The organism is Actinoplanes palleronii (assembly GCF_016862315.1).
In the GTDB taxonomy this organism is placed as follows: Bacteria; Actinomycetota; Actinomycetes; order Mycobacteriales; family Micromonosporaceae; genus Actinoplanes; species Actinoplanes palleronii.
The window spans coordinates 422396-444795 of the sequence record NZ_BOMS01000014.1 but is presented as its reverse complement, the minus strand read 5'-3'; the positions used below and the strand labels follow the sequence as shown (position 1 = coordinate 444795).

The 22400-nt window shown below is 69.5% G+C and carries 17 protein-coding genes and 1 tRNA gene; 3 read left to right on the top strand and 15 right to left on the bottom strand.

All coding sequences use genetic code 11. The annotated features are described in order from the left end of the window. Positions 1-46: 46 nt before the first annotated feature. From Apa02nite_RS05810 to Apa02nite_RS05770, 9 genes are all read right to left on the bottom strand, one after another. Positions 47-799 carry an amino acid ABC transporter ATP-binding protein gene (locus Apa02nite_RS05810; RefSeq protein ID WP_067704307.1) on the bottom strand — a complete coding sequence of 251 codons (753 nt, stop codon included), beginning with the start codon at positions 797-799 and terminating at the stop codon, positions 47-49. A 5-nt stretch (positions 800-804) separates the two neighbouring features. Next, positions 805-1818, bottom strand: coding sequence for an amino acid ABC transporter permease (locus tag Apa02nite_RS05805; RefSeq protein WP_203824123.1), 1014 nt, complete (start codon positions 1816-1818; stop codon positions 805-807). Between the two features lie 13 nt (positions 1819-1831). Then, positions 1832-2734, bottom strand: coding sequence for an ABC transporter substrate-binding protein (locus Apa02nite_RS05800; RefSeq protein WP_203824122.1), 903 nt, complete (start codon positions 2732-2734; stop codon positions 1832-1834). Between the two features lie 47 nt (positions 2735-2781). Further along, the gene (locus Apa02nite_RS05795; RefSeq protein WP_203824121.1) at positions 2782-3492 is read right to left on the bottom strand and encodes an ABC transporter ATP-binding protein; all 711 of its coding nucleotides are present in this window, start codon (positions 3490-3492) and stop codon (positions 2782-2784) included. After that, positions 3482-4384, bottom strand: coding sequence for an ABC transporter ATP-binding protein (locus tag Apa02nite_RS05790; RefSeq protein WP_157441952.1), 903 nt, complete (start codon positions 4382-4384; stop codon positions 3482-3484). The genes Apa02nite_RS05795 and Apa02nite_RS05790 overlap by 11 nt, the downstream gene beginning before the upstream one ends. Next, complete coding sequence (locus Apa02nite_RS05785; RefSeq protein ID WP_067704898.1) at positions 4377-5495, bottom strand: branched-chain amino acid ABC transporter permease; 1119 nt, start codon at positions 5493-5495, stop codon at positions 4377-4379. The genes Apa02nite_RS05790 and Apa02nite_RS05785 overlap by 8 nt, the downstream gene beginning before the upstream one ends. A gap of 8 nt (positions 5496-5503) precedes the next feature. Beyond that, on the bottom strand, positions 5504-6454 hold the full coding sequence (locus Apa02nite_RS05780) for a branched-chain amino acid ABC transporter permease (RefSeq protein WP_067704319.1): 951 nt from the start codon (positions 6452-6454) through the stop codon (positions 5504-5506). A 100-nt stretch (positions 6455-6554) separates the two neighbouring features. Beyond that, positions 6555-7673, bottom strand: a complete 1119-nt coding sequence (locus Apa02nite_RS05775) for a branched-chain amino acid ABC transporter substrate-binding protein (RefSeq protein WP_307871958.1) — start codon at positions 7671-7673, stop codon at positions 6555-6557. 293 nt (positions 7674-7966) lie between these two features. After that, positions 7967-8587 carry an ANTAR domain-containing response regulator gene (locus Apa02nite_RS05770; RefSeq protein WP_067704328.1) on the bottom strand — a complete coding sequence of 207 codons (621 nt, stop codon included), beginning with the start codon at positions 8585-8587 and terminating at the stop codon, positions 7967-7969. 129 nt (positions 8588-8716) lie between these two features. Here Apa02nite_RS05770 and Apa02nite_RS05765 point away from each other — a divergent pair. Together Apa02nite_RS05765 and Apa02nite_RS05760 are read left to right on the top strand one after the other, a co-directional pair. Beyond that, positions 8717-8793, top strand: a tRNA-Leu gene (locus tag Apa02nite_RS05765). A 368-nt stretch (positions 8794-9161) separates the two neighbouring features. After that, the gene (locus Apa02nite_RS05760; protein WP_239164140.1) at positions 9162-9989 is read left to right on the top strand and encodes a hypothetical protein; all 828 of its coding nucleotides are present in this window, start codon (positions 9162-9164) and stop codon (positions 9987-9989) included. Between the two features lie 85 nt (positions 9990-10074). On the opposite strand, the gene Apa02nite_RS05755 is transcribed toward Apa02nite_RS05760, so the two are convergent. The 4 genes from Apa02nite_RS05755 to gltB form a co-directional block, all read right to left on the bottom strand. Further along, a complete protein-coding gene (locus tag Apa02nite_RS05755; protein ID WP_067704336.1) occupies positions 10075-10950 on the bottom strand; it encodes an acyl-CoA thioesterase in 876 nt (291 codons plus the stop codon). Beyond that, a complete protein-coding gene (gene pyk / locus Apa02nite_RS05750; RefSeq protein WP_203824118.1) occupies positions 10947-12386 on the bottom strand; it encodes a pyruvate kinase in 1440 nt (479 codons plus the stop codon). Before pyk ends, Apa02nite_RS05755 begins: the two co-directional genes overlap by 4 nt. A 269-nt stretch (positions 12387-12655) precedes the next feature. Next, on the bottom strand, positions 12656-14128 hold the full coding sequence (locus Apa02nite_RS05745; RefSeq protein ID WP_203824117.1) for a glutamate synthase subunit beta: 1473 nt from the start codon (positions 14126-14128) through the stop codon (positions 12656-12658). Continuing rightward, positions 14121-18674 (bottom strand): glutamate synthase large subunit, encoded by a 4554-nt coding sequence (gltB, locus tag Apa02nite_RS05740; protein ID WP_203824116.1) that lies wholly within the window; start codon positions 18672-18674, stop codon positions 14121-14123. The genes Apa02nite_RS05745 and gltB overlap by 8 nt, the downstream gene beginning before the upstream one ends. A 210-nt stretch (positions 18675-18884) precedes the next feature. On the opposite strand from gltB, the gene Apa02nite_RS05735 reads away from it, so the two are divergent. Beyond that, positions 18885-19763, top strand: coding sequence for a GNAT family N-acetyltransferase (locus tag Apa02nite_RS05735; RefSeq protein WP_203824115.1), 879 nt, complete (start codon positions 18885-18887; stop codon positions 19761-19763). A 259-nt stretch (positions 19764-20022) separates the two neighbouring features. On the opposite strand, the gene Apa02nite_RS05730 is transcribed toward Apa02nite_RS05735, so the two are convergent. After that, complete coding sequence (locus tag Apa02nite_RS05730; protein WP_067704344.1) at positions 20023-21213, bottom strand: FAD-dependent oxidoreductase; 1191 nt, start codon at positions 21211-21213, stop codon at positions 20023-20025. 29 nt (positions 21214-21242) lie between these two features. Then, the gene (gene lgt, locus Apa02nite_RS05725; protein WP_203824114.1) at positions 21243-22379 is read right to left on the bottom strand and encodes a prolipoprotein diacylglyceryl transferase; all 1137 of its coding nucleotides are present in this window, start codon (positions 22377-22379) and stop codon (positions 21243-21245) included. Positions 22380-22400: the final 21 nt, after the last annotated feature.

Below are 22400 nucleotides of genomic sequence, written 5' to 3'. Positions count from 1 at the left end.
ACTCTAGTCGCGCCGTACGACAGAAACGCCGACCACCCCGCCCGCTTCACAGCACTTTGCTGAGGAATGCCTTGGTGCGTTCCTGCTGCGGATTCGCGATGATCTCGCTGGGCGAACCCTTCTCGACGACGACACCGCCGTCCATGAAGACCACCTCGTCCGCCACCTCCCGGGCGAAGCCGATCTCGTGGGTCACCACGATCATCGTCATCCCGTCCCGGGCCAGGCCCTTCATCACCTCGAGCACCTCGCCGACCAGTTCCGGGTCGAGCGCGCTGGTGGGCTCGTCGAAGAGCATCACCTTGGGCCGCATGGCCAGGGCCCGGGCGATCGCCACCCGCTGCTGCTGCCCACCGGAGAGCTGGCCCGGGTAGTTGCTCATCTTCTCGGCCAGGCCGACCCGGTCGAGCAGCGCCCGCGCCCGTTCCCGCACCTCGCCCTTGTTCTCCCGCTTGACGCGGCTGGGCGCCTCCATGACGTTGTCCAGCACCGTCATGTGCGGGAAGAGGTTGAACCGCTGGAACACCATGCCGATCGACTGGCGCTGCTTGGCGACGTCCCGCTCGCTCATCTCGTGGAGCTTGCCGCCGCGCTCGCGGTACCCGACCAGATCGCCGTCGACCAGGATCCGGCCGGCGTTGAGCTTCTCCAGGTGGTTGATGCAGCGCAGGAACGTCGACTTGCCGGAGCCGGACGGGCCGAGCACGCAGCTCACCCCGCCCTCCGGCACGGTCAGGTCGACGCCCTTGAGCACCTCGAGCGAGCCGAAGGACTTGTGCACGTTCTCGGCACGGACCATCTCGGTCACGGTGTCCCCTCCCCGGTGTCGGTCGGGGTGACCCGCCCACCCTGCTCGACCTGGATGGCACGGAGCCGCTGCCGGGCCTTGCCGGCCGCACCGTACCCCTTGCCGAAGTGCCGTTCCACGAAGTGCTGGACCACCATCAGCACGCTGCAGATGATCAGATACCAGATCAGCGCGGCCACCAGGCAGGGCAGCACCACGAACGTGCGGGCCTGCACCTGTTGGAGCTGGAAGAACAGCTCGGTGGTGACCGGGACGTAGGCCACCAGGGAGGTGTCCTTGACCATCGCGATGACCTCGTTGCCGGTCGGCGGCACGATCACCCGCATCGCCTGCGGCAGCACCACCCGGCGCAGCACCTGGCTGCGGGACATGCCCAGGGCCACGGCCGCCTCGGACTGACCCTCGTCGATCGACTGGATGCCGGCCCGGACGATCTCGGCCATGTAGGCCGCCTCGGAGAGGCCCAGCGCGATCATGCCGGCCACGAACCCGGCGAGCAGGTCGGTCGACCGGATGCTGAAGATCTGGCCGTCGAAGTTGTCGATGCCGAACAGGGCGCCGATCTGTTTATCGAACGGCAATCCAAAACCGATCCTCGTCCAGAGGATGTTGAGGTTACCGAAGATGATCGCCAGCACCAGGCGCGGCACGGCCCGGAAGAACCAGGTGTACGCCCAGGCCACCGAGGAGAGCACCTTGTTCGGCGAGAGCCGCATGATCGCGATGATGATGCCCAGCACGATGCCGATCACCATCGAGAACAGCGTGAGCAGGATGGTCCCGCGCAGGCCCTCCAGGACCGGCTCGGTGAACATCACGCCGCGCTTGCCCTCGGCGTACTCGAGGAAGATGAACGACCAGCGGAAGCCGGAGTTCGTGAAGATCAGGTGCAGGAACATCGCGCCGAGCACCGCGAGAACGGCGATCGCCACCCACCTGCCGGGGTGCCGGACGGGCACGGCCTTGATTGCTTCCGGCCGTGCCCGCTCGGTCTGTGTCGGTTGTGTCATGCCCGGACGGCGATCAAGCTGCCGGGTTCACCGCGGGCGCGTCGATCGCACCGGCGGCGACACCCCACTTGTCGAGGATGGTCTTGTAGGTGCCGTCGGTGATCAGCGCCTTGACCGCCTCGGCGAGGAGGCCGGCGAACTCGGTCTGCTTCTTGTCCACCGCGTAGCCGTACGGGGCGGAGTCGTAGATGTCGCCGAGCAGGGCGAGCTGGCCGCTGGTCTGCTTCACCGCGTACGCCACGATCGGGGAGTCGGCCAGCATGGCCTCGTCCTTGCCGGTCACCACGGCGTTGGTGGCGTCCGACTGCTTCTGGTACTGGTCGACGGTGATCTTCGCCTTGCCGGCCTCGGTGCACTTCTTCGAGCGCGCCGCGATGTCGTCGGCCTGCACGGTCGCGGTCTGCACCGCGATCTTCTTGCCACAGGCGTCGTCCGGGTTGATCGTGGCGCCGGTCTTGGCGGCCCACTGGGTGCCCGCCGAGAAGTAGGAGACCATGTTGACCTCCTTCATCCGGTCCGCGTTGATCGTGAAGGACGAGACGCCGACGTTGTACTTGCCGGTGCTGACGCCCGGGATGATGCTGTCGAACGTCGCGCTCTGCCACTCGGTGGTCAGGCCCAGCTTCTGGCCGACCGCGTCGAACAGGTCCACGTCGAAGCCGACGACGGTCTTGCCGTCGGTGTCGATGAACTCGTTCGGCGCGTAGGTCGAGTCGACACCGATGACCAGCTTGCCGCCGGCCTTGATGTCGGCCGGAACCTTGTCGGCCAGCGAGGTGTCAGCAGCCGCGCTCGGCGCCGCACCGGTGTTGCTCGTGGTGTCGGACTCCTTGCCACAAGCGGACAGCGACACGGTCAGCGCCGCCGCGACGGCCGCGCCGAGGATCGCCCGCCGGCCGGGGGTGATGCGGAACATGGGTACTCCTAAGGGGTGACAAAAGGAGGAGGGGTTACCAGGGAGAATCAGGCGACGCCGAGGTACGCGTCCTTGACCGCGGGGTCGTGCAGGAGCTCCTGGCCGGTGCCTTCCTTGACGATCCGGCCGGTCTCCAGAACGTACGCCCGGTGCGCCCGGGACAGGGCCTGCTGCGCGTTCTGCTCCACCAGCAGCACCGTGGTGCCCTGCTGGTTGATCTCGACGATGATGTCGAAGATCTGCTGGATCAGCATCGGCGCGAGACCCATCGAGGGCTCGTCGAGCAGCAGCAGCTTGGGCCGGCTCATCAGCGCCCGGCCGACCGCGAGCATCTGCTGCTCGCCGCCGGACATCGTGCCGCCGGCCTGCTTCTCCCGTTCCTTGAGCCGCGGGAAGAGGGTGAAGACCCGGTCGAGATCCTCGTCGATCTCGGCCCGGTTGCGACGGGTGTACGCACCCATCTCCAGGTTCTCCCGCACCGACATGCCGGGGAAGACGCCCCGGCCCTCGGGTGACTGGGAGACACCGCGTACCACCCGCAGGTCGGCACGCAGCTTGGTGATGTCCTCGCCGTCGAAGAGGATCGACCCCTGGGCCACCGCGCGCAGCCCGGAGATCGCCCGCATCGTGGTGCTCTTGCCGGCGCCGTTCGCGCCGATCAGGGCCACGATCTCGCCCTCACCGACGGTCAGGCTGATGCCGTGCAGCGCCTGGATCCGCCCGTAGAGCAGGGTGAGGTCCTTCAGCTCAAGCAGCATCGGTCGGCACCCCCAGGTAGGCGGCGATGACCGCCGGGTTGTCGCGCACCTCGGAAGGCGAGCCCTCCGCGATCTTCTTGCCGAACTCCAGGACCACGATCCGGTCCGTCACACCCATCACCAGACGCATGTCGTGCTCGATCAGCAGGATGCTCACCCCGGTGTCGCGGATCTTGCGGATCAGCGCGAGCAGGGACTCCTTCTCGGCCGGGTTGAAGCCGGCGGCCGGCTCGTCCAGGCAGAGCAGGTGCGGCTCGGTGGCCAGCGCCCGCGCGATCTCCAGGCGCCGCTGCTCGCCGTAGGCGAGGTTGCGGGCCAGTTCGCCGGCCCGGCCCTCGATGCCGACCAACTGCAGCAACTCCATGCCCTTGGCCCGGGCCGCCCGCTCCTCCAGGATGTGCCGGGACAGACCGAAGAACCTCTGACCGGTACGGCTGAGCTGCTGAGCCAACCGGGTCATCCCGCCGGTGGCGGTCACCTCGGTCAGTTCCTCGGGCTTGACCCGGACCCGGTACAGCCGGAAGAGCGCGCCCACCACGCTGGTCTTGTGCCGGGCGTCCGCGCCCACCAGCACGTTCTCCAGCGCTGTCATCTCCGGGAACAGCCGGATGTTCTGGAACGTCCGGGCGATGCCCATCCGGGTGATCTGGAACCGCTTCTTCCCGACGACCTTCTCACCGCGGAAGCGGATCGTGCCGGTGGTCGGGCGGGCCACACCGGTGATGGTGTTGAAGCACGTGGTCTTGCCGGCACCGTTCGGGCCGATCAGACCGAGGATCTCCCCCTTGTACAGGGTGAAGTCGACACCGTTGAGCGCTACCACCCCACCGAACTTGATGGTGACGTCGTCCACCTCAAGCAGAGGTTCCCGCTCCGCGAGCTGCTCACTCAACGACGCTCGCCTCCTTCGCCCGATCCTCGAGTTCAACCGACCGCCGCCGGCTGGGCAGCAGACCCTGCGGCCGGAAGATGGTCATCACGATCAGCGCCACACCGAAGATCAGCAGGCGGTAGTCGGCGAATTCCCGGAACCGCTCCGGGAGGTACGCCAGCAGGATCGCACCGACGGCCACACCGAGCTGGTTGCCGGCGCCGCCGATGACCACGGCCGCCACCCACAGGATCGACGTGAACAGGTCGAAGCCCTGCGCGTTGATGAACGTCTGCTTGCTGAAGAACAGAGCGCCGGACAGGCCGCCCAGCGCCGCGCCGATGGCGAACGCCCACAGCTTGTACTTGAACGTGGGGACGCCCATCACCTCGGCGGCCTCCTCGTCCTCCCGGATCGCCAGCCAGGACCGGCCGACCCGGCTGCGCTCCAGCCGGCGGACACCGAGGATGCAGAGCACCACCAGGGTCAGCGCCAGCCAGTAGAAGCCGATCACGTTCGAGACGCTGAAGATCTGTTTCTCCGACGACACGTACGGGAACCAGGTCATCCACGACGGCCAGTTCGCCTCCGACGGAACGGGAACGCCGTTGATGCCCCGGTTGCCGTTCGTGATGTTCGAGTTCAGCGCGAACACCCGGATGATCTCGCCGAAGCCGAGCGTCACGATGGCCAGGTAGTCACCCCGCAGCCGCAGTGTCGGCCAGCCGAGGAGCACCCCGGAGAGCATCGCCACCGCGATCGCGATCGGCACACAGACGATCCACGGGAACTTCACCACGACCGGCGAGTTCGGTGAGCCGAGGATGGCCACCGTGTACGCACCGACCGCGTAGAAGCCGATGTAGCCGAGGTCGAGCAGACCGGCCAGGCCGATCACCACGTTCAACCCGACGGCCACCAGGACGTACACCGCGCACAGGAACAGCACCGAGGTGAAGTCCGTGTCCGGCGTCTTGATCAGCGGGATGTTCAGGCCCGGCAGCGAGTACAGCAGCACCATGAAGGCGCCGATCGCGCCGATCCGCCAGGCCCGGGGCAGCGACGACCACCGGGACCGCAGTCCGGTCATCGCGCGTGCCCGGCCCTCGTCGGCACGCCGGAGCGAAGACATGATCGTGCTCATGCGCGGGCCCTCCCGAGGGATTCGCCCAGCAGACCCGTCGGCCGGAACAGCAGCACCACGACCAACATCATGAAGGCGACCACGTCCATCCACTGATTGCCGAAGACGCCGGCGCCGTAGTTCTCCACGACGCCCAGCAGCAGACCGCCCAGCAGGGCGCCCCGCAGGTTGCCGATGCCACCGAGGACCGCCGCGGTGAAGGCCTTGATGCCGAGCAGGAAGCCCACCGAGTACGTGGTCAGGCCGACCTTGATGTCGTAGAGCACCGCGGCGGCACCGGCCATCGCGCCGCCCAGGATGAAGATCAGCATGATGATGCGGTCCTTGTTCACCCCCATCAGCGCGGCCACGTCCGGGTTCTGCGCGACAGCGCGGACACCACGGCCCAGCCGGGTCCGGTTGATGAAGATGTCCAGGCCGATCATCATCGCCAGCGCGCTGAAGAAGATGCCGAGCTGGAGGTTCGTGACGTCGGCGCCCAGGAAGGAGAACTGCACCTTCGGCACGACCAGGGTCGGCATGCCACGCGGTTGACGGTCGGTGAGAGCACCCACCGCCTCGGACAGCGCCACCGAGGCGCCGATCGCGCTGATCAGGAAGATCAGGCTGGGGGCGTTGCGCTTACGCAGTGGCCGGTACGCCACCCGTTCGACCACCAGCGCGGTAGCGCCGGAGGCCGCACCTGCCGCGATCATCGCGATCACGATCAGCCCGATCACGCCGAGGGTGCCCGGTGCGGCATCGCCGACACTGAAGCCCAGACCGGCCCAGATGATCGTGGTGACGAACGTACCGATCATGAAAACTTCGGAGTGCGCGAAATTGATCAGCCGCAGCACGCCATAGACAAGGGTGTACCCCAGCGCCACCAGCGCGTAAATGGCTCCCTGGGTGAGCCCGGTGACGGTCAGCGACACAAAGTGGTCGCCCAGGAACTGAAAGTTCAAAAGATGCTCCAGGGACGGGGATACAGGTCGTGCGGCCGGGAATGCCCTTCCCGGCCGCACGATCCTGCAGCGTTTAGATCCAGTTGACCCCGCGGGTCAATTACTTCGGGGTCTCCTGCTCGGCAATGACCTTGCCGCCCTCGACCTTGTAGGCCCAGACCGCAACCGAAGCCGGGTCGATCTCGCCGTTCTCCTGGAACTTGAACTTCGTCGTCACACCCTGGCCCTGGTACGAGTCGACGAAGGTCTCGAGCTTGTCACGCGTGGTGTTACCGGCCTTGATGCCCTCGAGCATGATGTTGGCCGCGTCGAACGCCTCGGCGCTGTAGGTGCCGGCCTCGCGACCGGTCGCCGCCTTGTAGTCGGCGGCGAAGGTGCCACCGGCCTTCTCCGGCGGAACACACGGGCAGGTCAGGATCGCGCCCTCGGCGTTGGCCGCACCGGCGCCGTCCACGAACGCCTGGTCCTTGACACCGTCACCGGCGATGAACTTGGCCTTGCCGCCCGCGTCCCGGTACTGCTTCAGGAACGGCGACGCCTCGCGGTAGTAGCCACCCCAGAAGATGGCGTCCGCGGCCGAGCCCTTGACCTGGTCGATGACCGCACCGAAGTCGACCTGCTGCTCCTTGACCACGGCAGAGTCGACGACGGTCGCGCCGAGGACCTGCTTGACCTGGTCGGCCAGGCCCTTGCCGTACTCGGAGGCGTCGTCGACGACGAACACCTTCTGCGACTTGAGCACGGTCTTGATGTAGTTGGCGGCGCCCGGACCCTGCGAGGCGTCGTTGCCGAGGCCGCGGTGGAAGGTCTTGTCGCCCTGCGTCGCCAGCGCCGGGTTGGTGGCCGACGGCGTGATGATCACGACGCCTTCCTTGCTCAGGATCGGGTTGGCGACCTTCGACTCACCGGAGAAGGCCGGGCCGACCACGCCGAGCAGCTTGGTGTCCGCGACCAGCGAGGTCGCGAGGCCGGAGGCCTGCGCCGGGTCGCCGGCGGAGTCCTTCTCGACCAGGCCGACCTTGCAGTCGGCGTTCTTGGTGTTGTACTGGTCGACGGCCAGCTTGGCGCCGTCACGGATGTTGATACCCAACTGGGCGTTACCGCCGGTGAGCGCGCCAAAGAATGCGATCTTGAGATCGCAGGTCGAACCCGTGGCCGTGTCGCCGCTACCGGAAGAATCGTCAGCACAAGCAGCCGAAACGGCCAGCAGACCGATCATGGCCACACCGCCGATCGCCCGCGCGAGAGCCTGCTTCAAGGTTGGAACCCTCCTCATAACCGAACCCACCGGGCCACCATGCTCCAATTGGCACTTGCGTGCCTCCACACGGAGCACTTCGCCCGTCATGGGGCCGGACGCTATCCCACATTCCGAGCCGGACGATAGAGGCCGGTCAGGCTTTGACCGAACCGTTACCAGCAGTGACGCCGCACGCGGGGAGAGTGTTTCCAACGTCGTTCTGTCAAGATCAGATCGGTCGCCTTCGGCGACCCTGACCGGCTCTGATCCGCTCAGGGCACCTCCGGCACGCTCCCCGGCTCCTGGCCCTCGGCGAGGATCCGGTCGGCCACCTCGCGCATGGTCATCCGGTGGTCCATCGCGGTCCGCTGGATCCACTTGAACGCCTGCGGCTCGGTCATCGCGTACTTCGTCATCAGCTCGCCCTTGGCGCGCTCGACGGATTTGCGCGTCTCCAGGCGCTCGGTCAGACCGGCGACCTCGGACTCCAACGTGGCGATCTCGGAGTATCGCGACAGCGCGATCTCGATGGCCGGGACCAGATCCGATTTCTGGAACGGCTTCACCAGGTAGGCCATCGCGCCCGCCGCCCGGGCGCGCTCCACCAGATCGCGCTGACTGAACGCGGTCAGGATCACCACCGGTGCGATCCGTCCGCCGGCGATCCGCTCGGCGGCCGCCAGCCCGTCCATGATCGGCATCTTGATGTCCAGGATGACCAGATCCGGCTTCAGCTCCTCGGCCAGCCGGACGGCGGTCTCGCCGTCGCCCGCCTCGCCGACGACGTCGTAGCCCTCCTCGACGAGCATCTCCGCGAGGTCCAACCGGATCAGGGCCTCGTCCTCGGCGATGATCACCCGTTTGCGCTCGGCACCAGCCTGCGTGTCGGCCACGGAACCTCTTCCCCCAACCCTCTCGTCGCGACACCCCGGTATCTGGGTGTCACCCTCCTCAGCGTAGTGGGTAGGCTGTCTCTCGCTGAGGTTGGCATCACCGCTTTCAACGGTGTTACCGATCCAGATGTCCCCGTAGACCAACCGGCAGAGTCGATGGACTCAAAATCCATTCAGTGTGGGTTCGAATCCCACCGGGGACACCAGGAATATCACTCCGCGCCGCGGCTGGCGAGAGCCACATTCATCGATAACCATACGGTGACGTGGGCCACACACGCCGGAAACATTCACCCACGTCAGCCCGCTTCCGGCTGATCGCGCGGCGGGGGCGTCCGCACCGCCTGCGGCGGCGCGCCCATCACCAAGATCGAGCATTTCCGGTACGACCTTTACGGCGTACGAAAAAAAGCGTCTCACAAGCGTCTCCCCGCGCCGGGCAATCTGAGCGAACGCCCCGCCGCCGCGTGCCCCGGGTGCTGTCATGGCAGGGACAGCATCAGCGGGAGGCCTCATGTTGTGGTCCGGTTCTTCGCCACTGACCGTCACGCGTGGAGGTGTGTGGGGATTCCTGTTGTTCGCGGGTGCCGCCTGGCTGGTGATCGGCTGGAGTGTGCTGCGGCTGGAGCCGACCGCGGTCACCGCCGTGGCCGGTCCGATCGTGCTGTTCGGCGCGGTCTGTGAGGGCCTGCGCGCGCTGGCCGGCACCCGCACCTGGTGGCTGAACGCCGGTCTGGCCGTGCTGTTCACCGCGACCGGCGTGGTCATGCTGACCGGCGGCGACTCCGGCTACACCACCACGGCCTCACTGATCGGCTGGTACCTGCTGGTCCGCGGCGCCGTCGACGTCTCCGTCGGGATCATGACACGGGGCTCGGACCGGGTGTGGAGCCTCGTCGTCACGATCGGCGTGCTGGAGACCGCGACGGGCTTCCTGGCCGCCAGCCCGATGGCCCGCGGCGCCGAGACCGTCCTGATGATCCTCGGCGGGCTGGGTGTGCTGCGCGCGGTGGCCGACCTGGTGACCGCGCTGCGGCTGCGCGAGGTCGCGTCGAAGGGTCGTGACCTGCTGGAACTGCCGCCGGAACGAGCCACCGGACTGGCCGGCTACTCGGCCGGGCACACCGACTTCGAGGGCCGGAAGATCGCCAAGCACCGGGCCCGGGACGGTGTGCCGGCCGGCGGCGAGACGCACGAGGAGTCGTTCCACGAGCGGGTGCTGCGGACCACCGCCGACCTGGACGCGATGCTGGCCCAGGCCGGGATCTCCGGACCCCGGGCGGGCGCACCCACCCCGCCGGACGCCAAGGACCTGCCGCCGGTGCCGGACAGCCCGGCAGGTATCGAGGGCACCGCGGCCGGAAACTCCGCCAAGCCGGAACGTTCGGCCGGCGGGCACTAGAAAGTCCTGTCCCCGGCCCCGTCGGGTGTGGATCCCTGGCCAGTCGCCAGGCCGAGGATCCACCCCGGCGGGGTCAACAGGAGTGTCAGGCGCCCACGCGGCGCAGCAGACCCTCTTGGACGGCGCTGGCGATGTGCCGGCCGTCCCGGGTGAACATCCGCCCGTTGGCCAGGCCGCGGGAACGGCTGGCCGAGGGGCTCACGCTGTCGTAGAGGAACCACTCGTCGGCCCGGAACGTCCGGTGGAACCAGAGCGCGTGGTCGAGGCTGGCGCCGACCACACCGCCCGGCCCCCACACCTCACCGTGGTACGACAGCACCGCGTCGAGCAACGACAGGTCGGACGCGTAGGTCAGCGCGCACGCGTGGATCAGCGGATCGTCCGGCAGCTTGCCGTCGACCCGCATCCACACCCGTTGCTTCGGATCGGCGTCCCGGTCGCCCGGCGGCACCCAGCCGGGCTGGCCGATGTAGCGCACGTCGACCGCCTGCGGGCTGGCGTTGAACACGGTCCTGCGGTTCGGGTACTTCTCCACCCAGTCGCGCATGGTGGGGACGTCCTCCGGCGCGGGCACCCCGGTCGGCGCCGGCTCGTGGTGGTCGAGACCCTCCTCGAGCACCTGGAACGACGCCGACATGAAGAAGATCGTCTTGCCGTGCTGCTTGGCGGTGGACCGGCGGACCGAGAAGGACCGCCCGTCCCGGATCGTCTCCACGTGGAACGTGATCGGCTCGGTCGGGTCACCCGGGCGCACGAAGTAGCCGTGCAGCGAGTGGACCAGCCGGGACGGGTCGACCGTGCGACCGGCGGCGACCAGCGCCTGCCCGGCGACCTGGCCGCCGAACACGCGCTGGGCACCGGTCTGCGGGCTGTCACCGGTGAAGGTGGCCGCGTCGACCTGCTTCAGATCGAGGATCTCCAGAAGCTGGTCGACAGCGGCTTGGCCCTGCAGCGGCGTCATACCGCGGACGGGTCCACGAGGGAGCCGAGCTGGTGCACACGCAGGGTGTTGGTGGAGCCGGGCGCGTTCGGCGGGGAGCCGGCCACGACGACCACGTAGTCACCGGGCTTGGCCAGGCCGAGGCCGAGCATCTTCGCGTCCACCTGACGGAACATGTCGTCGGTGTGCTCCACGAAGTCGGTCAGGAACGCCTCGACACCCCAGCTCAGCGCGAGCGTGCTGCGGACGTGGTCGACCGGGGTGAACGCGTAGAGCGGCAGGTCGCAGTGCAGCCGGGCGAGCCGACGCACGGTGTCACCGGTCTGCGAGAACGCCACCAGCGCCTTGGCGCCGATGTTGCGCGCGATGTTCGACGCGGCGATGGTCAGCGCGCCGGCGTGGGTCCGCGGGTCGTGCTGCAGCCGGGCCACACCCAGGCCGCCACCCTCGGTGGTGGTGACGATCTTGGCCATCGTGCTGACCGTGAGAACCGGGTACTTGCCGACCGAGGTCTCGCCGGAGAGCATGACCGCGTCCGCGCCGTCGAGCACCGCGTTGGCGACGTCCGAGGCCTCGGCCCGGGTCGGGCGCGAGTTCTCGATCATCGAGTCGAGCATCTGGGTCGCGACGATGACCGGCTTCGCGTTCTCCCGGCACAGCTGCACGGCGCGCTTCTGCACCAGCGGGACCTGGTCCAGCGGGAGCTCGACGCCCAGGTCACCACGGGCGACCATGACACCGTCGAAGGCCAGCACGATCGCCTCGAGGCAGTCGACCGCCTCCGGCTTCTCCACCTTGGCGATGACCGGGACGCGCACGCCCTCCTCGTCCATCACCTTGTGGACCATCTTGATGTCCTCGGGCGAGCGGACGAACGAGAGCGCGACCAGGTCGACGCCGAGCTTCAGCGCGAACCGCAGGTCCAGCTCGTCCTTCTCGCTCATCGCGGGCACGCTCACCGCGACGTTCGGCAGCGAGACGCCCTTGTTGTTGCTGACCGGGCCACCCTCGGTGACCAGGACCTGGATGTCCTTGCTGTCGACGACACCGGTCACCTCGACGGCGACCTTGCCGTCGTCGATCAGGAGCCGGTCACCGGCCTTGACCTCCTGCGGCAGCTTCGTATAGGTGCAGGAGACCCGCTCCCGCGTGCCCAGGATGTCGTCGCTGGTGATGACCACGCGGTCGCCGGTCTCCCAGCGGTGCGGGCCGTCGGCGAACTTGCCCAGCCGGATCTTCGGGCCCTGGAGGTCGGCGAGGATCGCGACCGCACGGCCGGTCTGCTCCGCGGCGGAGCGGACCAGGTCGTACATCTCCTTGTGGTTTTCCCGGGTGTCGTGGCTGAAGTTCATCCGGGCCACGTCCATGCCCGCTTCCACCAGGCCGAGCATCCGCTCAGGCGACTTGGTGGCGGGGCCCATCGTGCAGACGATCTTTACGCGGCGTGTCACGGCCATCAGGCTAGTCCTTCTTCTGGGGCGGCTCGGCGGCCGACCCCCGTCATCAGTATGAACTGCGGGTGTCGACGGCGAGGTCTGCCCGGAAAGTCACGGGTTCGCTGCGTCGTCCGCGGGCGTCAACGACCGCCGGGCCAGCTTATCGGTCGCCTCACGGCGACCGGCGCCACATGCCGCAAACCCTTTCACGGTACGACGATGAAAGCGCTGACCAGCACAAACGGAGCCCGCCACCCCGGAAAGGGCGACGGGCTCCGGTGAACGATGACTCAGACGGAGAGCGGCTGCTGATCCGCCCGGACCGGTGCCGGCAGCTCGCCGGCCGCGCCCAGGTAGGTGTGGATCGCCGCGGCGGCGGCCCGCCCCTCGGCGATCGCCCAGACGATCAGCGACGCGCCCTTGTGCATGTCACCGGCGACGAAGACACCCTCGGCACCGGTCTGCCAGTCACTCGTCGCGTCCAGCACGTTGCGCCGGTTCCGGGTCAGGCCGAACTGGGCCAGCAGCGGCTGGTCCTCGGTGCCCTCGAAGCCGATCGCCAGCAGCACCAGGTCGGCCTTCAGCTCGCGCTCCGAGCCCGGTGTCACCACGACCGTGCGGACGCCGTCGACCCGCTGCACCGAGACCTCGGCCAGCCGGATCGCGACCAGGTTGCCGTTCTCGTCGCCGACGAACTCGCGGACGGCCACGCCGAAGACGCGGTCGCCACCCTCCTCGTGCGCGGCGTAGTTGCGCAGGATCAGCGGCCAGGTCGGCCACGGGTCGTTCAGCCCGGTCCGGGCCTCCGGCGGCAGCGGGTACTGGTCCAGCTGGGTGACCGAGGCGGCGCCCTGGCGGTGCGCGACGCCGAGGCAGTCCGCACCGGTGTCACCGCCGCCGATGATGATCACGTGCTTGCCCTTGGCGTCGATCGGCGTGCTGTCCTGCAGGCCGGCCACCATCCGGTTCGCCGGGACCAGGTGCTCCATCGCCAGGTGCACGCCGTTGAGGTGCCGTCCCGGCGTCTCGGGGACGTCCCGGCCGGCCAGCGCGCCCGCGGCCAGCAGCACCGCGTCGTACCGATCACGAAGATCGTCGGCGGTGAGGTCGGCGCCCACCTCGACCCCGGCCTGGAAGACGACGCCCTCGGCGGACATCTGGGCGAGCCGGGCGTCGATCACGTGCTTCTCGATCTTGAAGTCCGGGATGCCGTAGCGGAGCAGACCACCGATCCGGTCGTCGCGCTCGTAGACGGTGACCGCGTGCCCGGCCCGGGCCAGCTGCTGCGCGGCGGCCAGGCCGGCCGGTCCGGAACCGACCACCGCGACCGACTTGCCGGACGCCACCGGAGCCGGCTGCGGCCGGACAAAGCCCAGGTCGAACGCGTGGTTCGCGATCTCCACCTCGACCTGCTTGATGGTCACCGCGTCGCCGCCGATGCCCAGCACGCAGGCCGCCTCGCAGGGCGCCGGGCAGAGCCGCCCGGTGAACTCCGGGAAGTTGTTGGTGGCGTGCAGCGACTCCGCCGCCGACTCCCAGTTCCCGGTGCGGACCAGGTCGTTCCAGTCCGGGATCCGGTTGCCCAGCGGGCAACCGTCGTGACAGAACGGGATACCGCAGTCCATGCAGCGGGTCGCCTGGTCGCGGATCAGCTCCTCGCCGGCCGGCGGATAGACCTCCTTGAAGTCCATCAGCCGCACCGGGACGGGCCGCCGCTTCGGCAGCTGTCGCTCGTACCGAAGGAAACCGTTCGGATCAGGCACTGGTGACCCCCATGACCGCCTCGTCGACATTCCGACCGGCGGCTTCGGCGGTCCTGATCAGCTCCATCACACGCTTGTAGTCCCGCGGCACCACCGCGGTGAACTGCTCGACCGCGGCCGGCCAGTCCTTCAGCAGCCGCTCGGCCACCGCCGAGGAGGTCTCCGCGTGGTGCTTCTCCACCAGCGAGCGCAGCAGGTCGCGCTCCTCCTCGGTGAGCGGCGCCAGGTCGACCAGCTCCGGGTTGACCAGGTCCTGGTTCAGCCCGAGCACAAACGCCTTGCCACCGCTCATACCGGCCGCGAAGTTGCGCCCGATCGGGCCGAGCACCACGACCGTGCCACCGGTCATGTACTCGCAGCCGTGGTCGCCGACACCCTCGACGACGGTCGCGGCGCCCGAGTTGCGGACCGCGAACCGCTCGCCGACCCGGCCGCGCAGGAACACCTCGCCGGCCGTCGCCCCGTACAGAATGGTGTTCCCGGCGATGGTGTTGTCCTCGGCGACGAACGACGCCTCCTCGGCCGGCCGCACGATCACCCGGCCGCCGGAGAGGCCCTTGGCGACGTAGTCGTTGGTGTCGCCGATCAGCCGCAGCGTGACGCCGCGCGGCAGGAACGCGCCGAACGACTGGCCACCGGTGCCGCGCAGGGTGAACTCGATGGTGTCGTCGGGCAGGCCGTTGCCGCCGTACCGCCGGCTGACCTCGCCGCCCAGCATCGCGCCGACGCTGCGCTGGTCGTTGCGGGTGCGCACCTCGGCGCGCACCGGGGTGCCCTCGGTCAGCGCCGGCTGCGCGAGCGCGATCAGCTCGTTGTCCAGGGCCTTCTCCAGCCCGTGGTCCTGCTTCACGATGCCGCGGCGGGCCGCGCCCTCGGGCAGGTCCGGGACGTAGAGCACCGGCGCCAGGTCGAGGCCCTTGGCCTTCCAGTGGTCGATCGCCTCGACCACGTTCAGCACCTCGGCGTGGCCGATGGCCTCCTCGATGGTGCGGAAGCCCAGCTCGGCGAGGAGCTCGCGGACCTCCTCGGCGAGGAACATGAAGAAGTTCTCGACGAACTCCGGCTTGCCGGTGAACCGCTCGCGCAGCACCGGGTTCTGCGTGGCGATGCCGACCGGGCAGGTGTCCAGGTGACAGACCCGCATCATGACGCAGCCCGAGACGATCAGCGGCGCGGTCGCGAAGCCGAACTCCTCGGCGCCCAGCAGGGCCGCGATCACCACGTCCCGGCCGGTCTTGAGCTGACCGTCGACCTGCACGGTGACCCGGTCCCGCAGCTTGTTCAGCAGCAGCGTCTGCTGTGCCTCGGCCAGGCCCAGCTCCCACGGGGTGCCGGCGTGCTTGAGCGAGTTCAGCGGGGACGCGCCGGTGCCGCCGTCGTGGCCGGAGATCAGGATGACGTCGGCCTTCAGCTTGGCGACACCCGCCGCCACCGTGCCCACGCCGATCTCGGAGACCAGCTTGACGTGCACCCGGGAGGCCGGGTTGACCATCTTCAGGTCGTGGACCAGCTGCGCGAGGTCCTCGATCGAGTAGATGTCGTGGTGCGGCGGCGGGGAGATCAGGCCGACGCCCGGGGTGGCGTGCCGGGTCTTGGCGATCCACGGCCACACCTTGTTGCCGGGCAGCTGGCCGCCCTCGCCGGGCTTCGCGCCCTGCGCCATCTTGATCTGCAGGTCGTCCGCGTTCACCAGGTATTCGCTGGTCACGCCGAACCGGCCGGAGGCGATCTGCTTGACCGCGGAGCGGCGCTCCGGGTCGTACAGGCGCTCGACGTCCTCGCCGCCCTCACCGGTGTTGGACTTGCCGCCGATCCGGTTCATCGCGATCGCCAGCGTCTCGTGCGACTCGGCGGAGATCGAGCCGTAGCTCATCGCGCCGGTCGCGAACCGCTTGACGATCTCGGTCGCCGGCTCCACCTCGTCGATCGGGACCGGGGTCCGGTCGGTGTCGAAGCGGAACAGGCCACGCAGCGAACCGGCCTGGCCGGCCAGCTCGTCGACCTTGCTGGTGTAGCGCTTGAAGACGTCGTACTGCTTGCTGCGGGTGGCGTGCTGCAGCAGGAAGACGGTCTCCGGGTTGAACAGGTGGATCTCGCCCTCGCGACGCCACTGGTACTCGCCGCCGACCTCGAGCCGGCGGTGTGCCCGCTCGGCCGGGTTCGCCGGGTACGCCTTCTCGTGCCGCACCTTGACCTCGGCGTGGATGCCGGTCAGGCCGACACCGCCGATCCGGCCCGAGGTGCCCGCGAAATAGCGCTGGAGCAGCTTGTTGTCCAGGCCGACCGCCTCGAACACCTGCGCGCCGCAGTACGAGGACACCGTGGAGATGCCCATCTTCGACATGATCTTCAGGACGCCCTTGCCGAGCGCCTTGACGTAGTTGCGGATCGCCGTGCGCGGCTCGATGCCGACCAGCGCGCCGGTGGCGATCAGGTCCTCGACGCTCTCGAACGCCAGGTACGGGTTGACCGCCGCCGCGCCGAAGCCGATCAGCACCGCCGCGTGGTGCACCTCGCGGCAGTCACCGGACTCGACGACCAGGGCCACCTGGGTACGGGTCTGCTCCCGCACCAGGTGCTGGTGCACCGCCGCGGTGAGCAGCAGCGACGGGATCGGCGCCAGGTCGGCGTTGGAGTCCCGGTCGGAGAGCACCAGGATGCGCACCCCGTCCTCGATCGCCTCGGACACGTGCCGGCAGATCTGGGTGAGCCGGGCCTTGATGCCGGCCGCGCCGTCCCGCAGCGGGTAGAGCCCGGAGACCCGGACCGCCTTGAACCCGGGCAGGTCGCCGTCCTCGTCGATGGAGAGCAGCTTGGCCAGCTCGTCGTTGTCGATCACCGGGTAGGGCAGGACGACCTGGCGGCAGCTCACCGGACCCGGCTTGAGCAGGTTGGACTCCGGCCCGATGGTCGCGCCGAGGCTGGTGACCAGCTCTTCCCGGATGGCGTCCAGCGGCGGGTTGGTGACCTGCGCGAACAGCTGGTGGAAGTAGTCGAAGAGCAGCCGCGGACGGCTGGACAGCGGTGAGATCGGGGTGTCCGTGCCCATCGAGCCGAGTGGCTCGGCGCCGGTCCGGGCCATCGGCGCGACCAGGATCTTCAGCTCCTCCTCGGAGTAGCCGAAGACCTGCTGGCGACGCAGCACCGAGTCGTGCGTGTAGATCACGTGCTCGCGCGGCGGCAGGTCGGCGAGCTCGATCAGCCCGGCGTGCAGCCACTCCGCGTACGGCTCGGCGGCAGCCAGGTCGGCCTTGATCTCGTCGTCGTGCGCGATCCGCCCGGCCGCCGTGTCGACCAGGAACATCTTGCCGGGCTGCAGCCGGCCCTTGGCGACCACCTCGGCCGGGTCCAGGTCGATCACGCCGGCCTCGGAGCCGAGCACGACCAGGCCGTCCCGGGTGTGCCACCAGCGGCCGGGGCGCAGGCCGTTGCGGTCCAGCACCGCGCCGATGACCGTGCCGTCGGTGAACGCGACGGCGGCGGGGCCGTCCCACGGCTCCATCAGGCTGGCGTGGAAGCGGTAGAAGGCACGACGCGCCGGGTCCATCCCGGTGTCGTTCTCCCAAGCCTCCGGGATCATCATCAGCACCGCGTGCGGCAGGCTGCGGCCACTCAGGTGCAGCAGCTCCAGCACCTCGTCGAAGCTGGCCGAGTCGGACGCCTCCGGCGAGTTGATCGGGAACAGCCGCTTGATGTTGCCGGGCAGGTTCGGCGTCGCCAGCAGCGCCTCGCGGGCCGCCATCCAGTTCTTGTTGCCCCGGATGGTGTTGATCTCACCGTTGTGGGCGATCAGCCGGTACGGGTGCGCCAGCGGCCACGACGGGAACGTGTTCGTCGAGAAGCGGGAGTGCACCAGCGCGATCGCGCTGCTCACCCGCTCGTCGGTCAGGTCGGGGAAGAACGCCGGCAACTGCTCGGGGGTGAGCATGCCCTTGTACGTGATGGTCCGCGACGACAGCGAGGGGAAGTACGCCGCGACACCGCGCTGCGAGGACTCCCGCTCGGCCTGCTTGCGGATGCAGAACGCCACCCGGTCCAGCTCGATGCCGGACAGCAGCTCACCGGCCTTGCCGGCGGCCGAGTCGACGAGCCGCTCGGCGGAGAGGAAGACCTGACGGATCCCGGGGCGCGCGTCCTCGGCGGTGGCGCCCAGGTCGGCCGGGTCCACCGGCACGTCGCGCCAGCCGAGCACGTCGCCGCCCTCGACGAGGGCGTACTTCTCGAAGACCTTGATCGCGCGGGCGGCCTCGGCGGGGTCGGTCGGCAGGAAGACCAGACCGGTCGCGTAGTGGCCGGCCGCCGGCAGCTCGAAATCGGTGATCGCGCGGTAGTACTCGTCCGGGACCTGAATCATGATCCCGGCGCCGTCGCCGGTGTTCTGCTCGGCGCCACGCGCGCCCCGGTGATCGAGGCGGATCAGTGCCGACAAACCCTTGGCCACCACGTCGTGACTACGACGTCCGTGAATGTCAGCAACAAAGGCCACGCCACAGGCGTCACGCTCGTACGCCGGGTCGTACAACCCCTGGGGGTGCGGATATGCCACCGGGCCTCCTGTCGTCTCTGGTGTTTCACATCAAGGTCGGGACGACGTCGGCCCTGCAAAGTCTCTCGAGTCTACGGTAAGAGACACCGATCTCCGCCAGGTGCGGATTGATCACACCTGGCTCCGGGGAGGGCTCTGCTTAACGCAGACTCGGCTCTGCGTGGACGAACTGAATAGCACAGCCCAACCGGCGACCGGTAGTCTCGCGCGATGGCGCGAGCGGATTCCGACCTCTTCGACCGGCTCGAACAGTTCTACGACGCTTTGCCCCGCCCCTGGGCCCGGATCGAGGAGATCGGGTCGCTGGTGCTCTTCGTCCGCGAGGGCGAGGGCTGGCCGTATTACGCCCGGCCCCGGCTCGGCGCACCGGCCCCGACGACCGGCGACCTGCTCGACGTCCGCCGCCGGCAGCGCGACCTGGGCGTGCCGGAGACGCTCGAATGGGTGCACGAGACCACCCCCGACCTGCTCGCGGTGGCCCGCTCGGCCGGCCTGGACGCGCTGCTCGCGCCACTGCTCCGGCTCGACCCGCAGGCCCTGGTCCCGGACCTGCCGGTGCCCGGCGGGGAGATCCGCACGCTCGACCCGGCCGGTGCCGGATTCGCCGCCGACCTCAGCGCCTCCCGTGCCGTGGCGCAGCTCGCGTTCGCCGCTCCGGCGTACCGATCAGCCTTGGAATCCGCCGAGAAAACCCTGCTCATCGAGGGTGCCGGGCCGTCCGAGCGGGATGCCACGGCCGGTCTCGGGCTCAGCGACGAGGTGATCCGGCACACCCGCCTGACGCTGGACAGCGGCGACTACGAGACCGTGGTGGTCGAGGCCGACGGCGAGGGCATCGTGGCGACCGGCACCAGCATGCGGGTCGGCGAGGTGGCCGAGATCGCCGGCGTGGCGACGCTGCCGACGGCGCGCGGGCGAGGCTATGCCTCCCAGCTCACCGCCACCCTGGCCCGCCGGCTGCTGGACCGCGGGGTCCACCTGATCTTCCTGTCCGCCGGCGACGACGACGTGGCCCGGCTCTACACCCGGGTCGGATTCCGCCGGATCGGCACCGCCTGCGTCGCGGAGCCGGCCGCTCTCCCGCTCTGACCGGCTCACGCGAATCCCTCACACTTCCCATCATCTGGTACGACGTAAGTGCCGAAACCGTTTCCGCTCATTACCGATCGAGAGCGGACCCGCGGTTTCCGCCGGGAGTGGTCACCTGTATCGAACGAGTGAAATCACGATGACGAACCCGTCCGTCCCATGATGTGACCGAAAGCAGCAGTCCCCCGGCTGGCCGTCAGGGGTGCCTCGCGGGCCCCGACACACCCCTGGGGACCAGCCCGGCACCCGGCGGCGCCGGCTACTCCGGCGGGGACCAGTCGGAGACCGGGTCCAGCGTGCGGCCGAGGATGCGTGGGCGCATGTGGTTCAGCGCCGCGTCCCGGGCCCGCAGCGCGAGCCGCCCCCGGGCCTGCACCACAGCGGACATCCGCCGGTTCTGCCGGACCACCGTGGTGGTGCGCGGCTGCCGGAGCCGGGTGTAGCTCTCCAGCGCGCCGGTCAGCGCGTCGCCCGGCGCCGCGTCGGCGAGCAGCGAGCGCAACGTGGCGGCGTCCTCGAACGCCAGGCAGGCGCCCTGGCCGAGGTGGTGCGGCATGGCGTGCGCGGCGTCACCGATCAGCAGCACGCCACCGGGGCCGGACGGGTAGGCGTACGTCCGCGGCAGCGGCCGCAACTCCCGGACGCCCTGCGGGATCAGCTCCTCCGGGCGGGTCAGCGCGAGCAGTTCGGCGACCGGCTCGTGCCACCCGGCGAACCAGCGCTGCAGCAGCGCCAGCTGGGTGGCGGCCGGTTCCGGGCGCGGCGCGCCGGCCGCGGTGGCCACCCAGTAGATGCCGCCCTTGCCGGCCGCGTGCGCGCCGAGCGGGAGAGCCACGAACCGGTATCCGGCGCCGAGCGTCTCGCCGCCCAGCGCACGGTCCTCGGTGAGACGCGGCATCCGGTACCCCGGGATGACGGCCTGCCAGGCGGAGAAGCCGGAGCCGACGGCGACCGACTCGGGGGCCAGCACCGCGCGCACCCGGCTGTCGATGCCGTCCGCGGCGACGATCAGATCCGCCTCGATCATGGTGCGGCCGTCACCGCAGGCCGGGCGGATCCGGCGGCCGGTCCGCACCGTGGTGACCTCGAAACCGGTGCGGACCTCGGTGTCGCCGAGGCCCGCGACCAGCGCGTCGTACATGTCCTCCAGGTGGGCGACGGCCGGGGCCGGGCCGCCCGCGCCGGGCCGGGCGCGCGGCGGGACCAGCCACTGACCGTCCGGGCGGCGCACTCCGCCGTCCGGCAGCGGGGACGCGATCGCCGACCAGCCGCCGTCCGGGTGCAGCGCGTCCAGGGCGCGGCGGCCGTTCGGCCAGAGCACCACGGCGGTGGGCGCCGCGGCGATCCGTTCGGCGCGCTCCAGGAGCGTCACCTGCCATCCGGACCGGGACAGCGCGCCGGCCGCGGCCAGACCCGCCATTCCCGCGCCCACCACCACGGCCGTACGCATGCCCGCCGCCCTCGTCCGGGACTCGCCGGTCAGCGCTCGCCGGCGGGCCGGTCGGCGGCCTCGTCGTCGCTCTCGGCCGTGACCACCGGCCCGGCCGGGCTGGTCACCGACTCGGTGTCCTCGGCATCCGGCACCGCATCCGCATCCTCGACGGAAGCGTCGACGTCGGCCGGTGGCAGCACGCCGGTCTTCTGGTAGGCCCGGAACCGCTCTTCACTGACCACCTGGTACGCGGTCGGCAGCTTCGGGGTGCTCGACTCCGCGGACACGTCCACCGAGGAGATGTCGCTCTCGGCGGCCGGCTCCGGTGCGGTCTCCGGTGCGTCGATCGGCACCACGTACTCGCGCGGGCCGCGATTGACGATGAAGTAGATCGCCGCGCCGATGAAGACCACCAGCGAGACGAAGACGTTGATCCGGATGCCGAAGAAGTGGTTCGCCTCGTCGGTGCGGAGCATCTCGATCCACACCCGGCCGGCCGTGTAGGCCATCACGTACAGCGCGAACGCCCGCCCGCGACCGAACTTGTACTTCCGGTCGAGCAGCCAGACCAGCCCGGCGACGCCGAGGTCCCAGACCGCCTCGTAGAGGAAGGTCGGGTGGTACAGGTCGGGCAGGGTGGTCGCCTCGCCGTCGATCATCGTGGCGTGGCCCGGGTTGGCCGAGTCCATCTCGTGCACCTGCAGGCCCCACGGCAGCGTGGTGACCTTGCCGTACAGCTCGTTGTTGAACCAGTTGCCGAACCGGCCGATGGCCTGGGCGACCGGCAGCGCCGGGGCGAGGGCCTCGGCGAACACGCTCAGCGGCAGGCCGATCTGGCGGGCCGCGATCCAGGCGCCGAGCGCGCCACCGGCGACCGCGCCCCAGATGCCTAGGCCGCCCTCCCAGATGTAGAGCGCACGGATCGGGTCACCGCCGGAGCCGAAGTAGTCCTGCGGCGAGGTGATCAGGTGGTAGATCCGGGCGCCGACGATGCCGAACGGCACCGCCCACACCACCATGTCCAGCGACACCCACGGGGCCACGCCCCGGTGCCGCAACCGCTGCTCCATCAGGAGCGTGGCGACGACCATGCCGGCGATGATGCAGAGCGCGTAGGCCCGGACCGGGAACGGGCCCAGGTGCCACACCGACGTGGCGGGACTGGGGATGAGGGCGTAGTTCACGGGTGCACACGCTACCGTCGT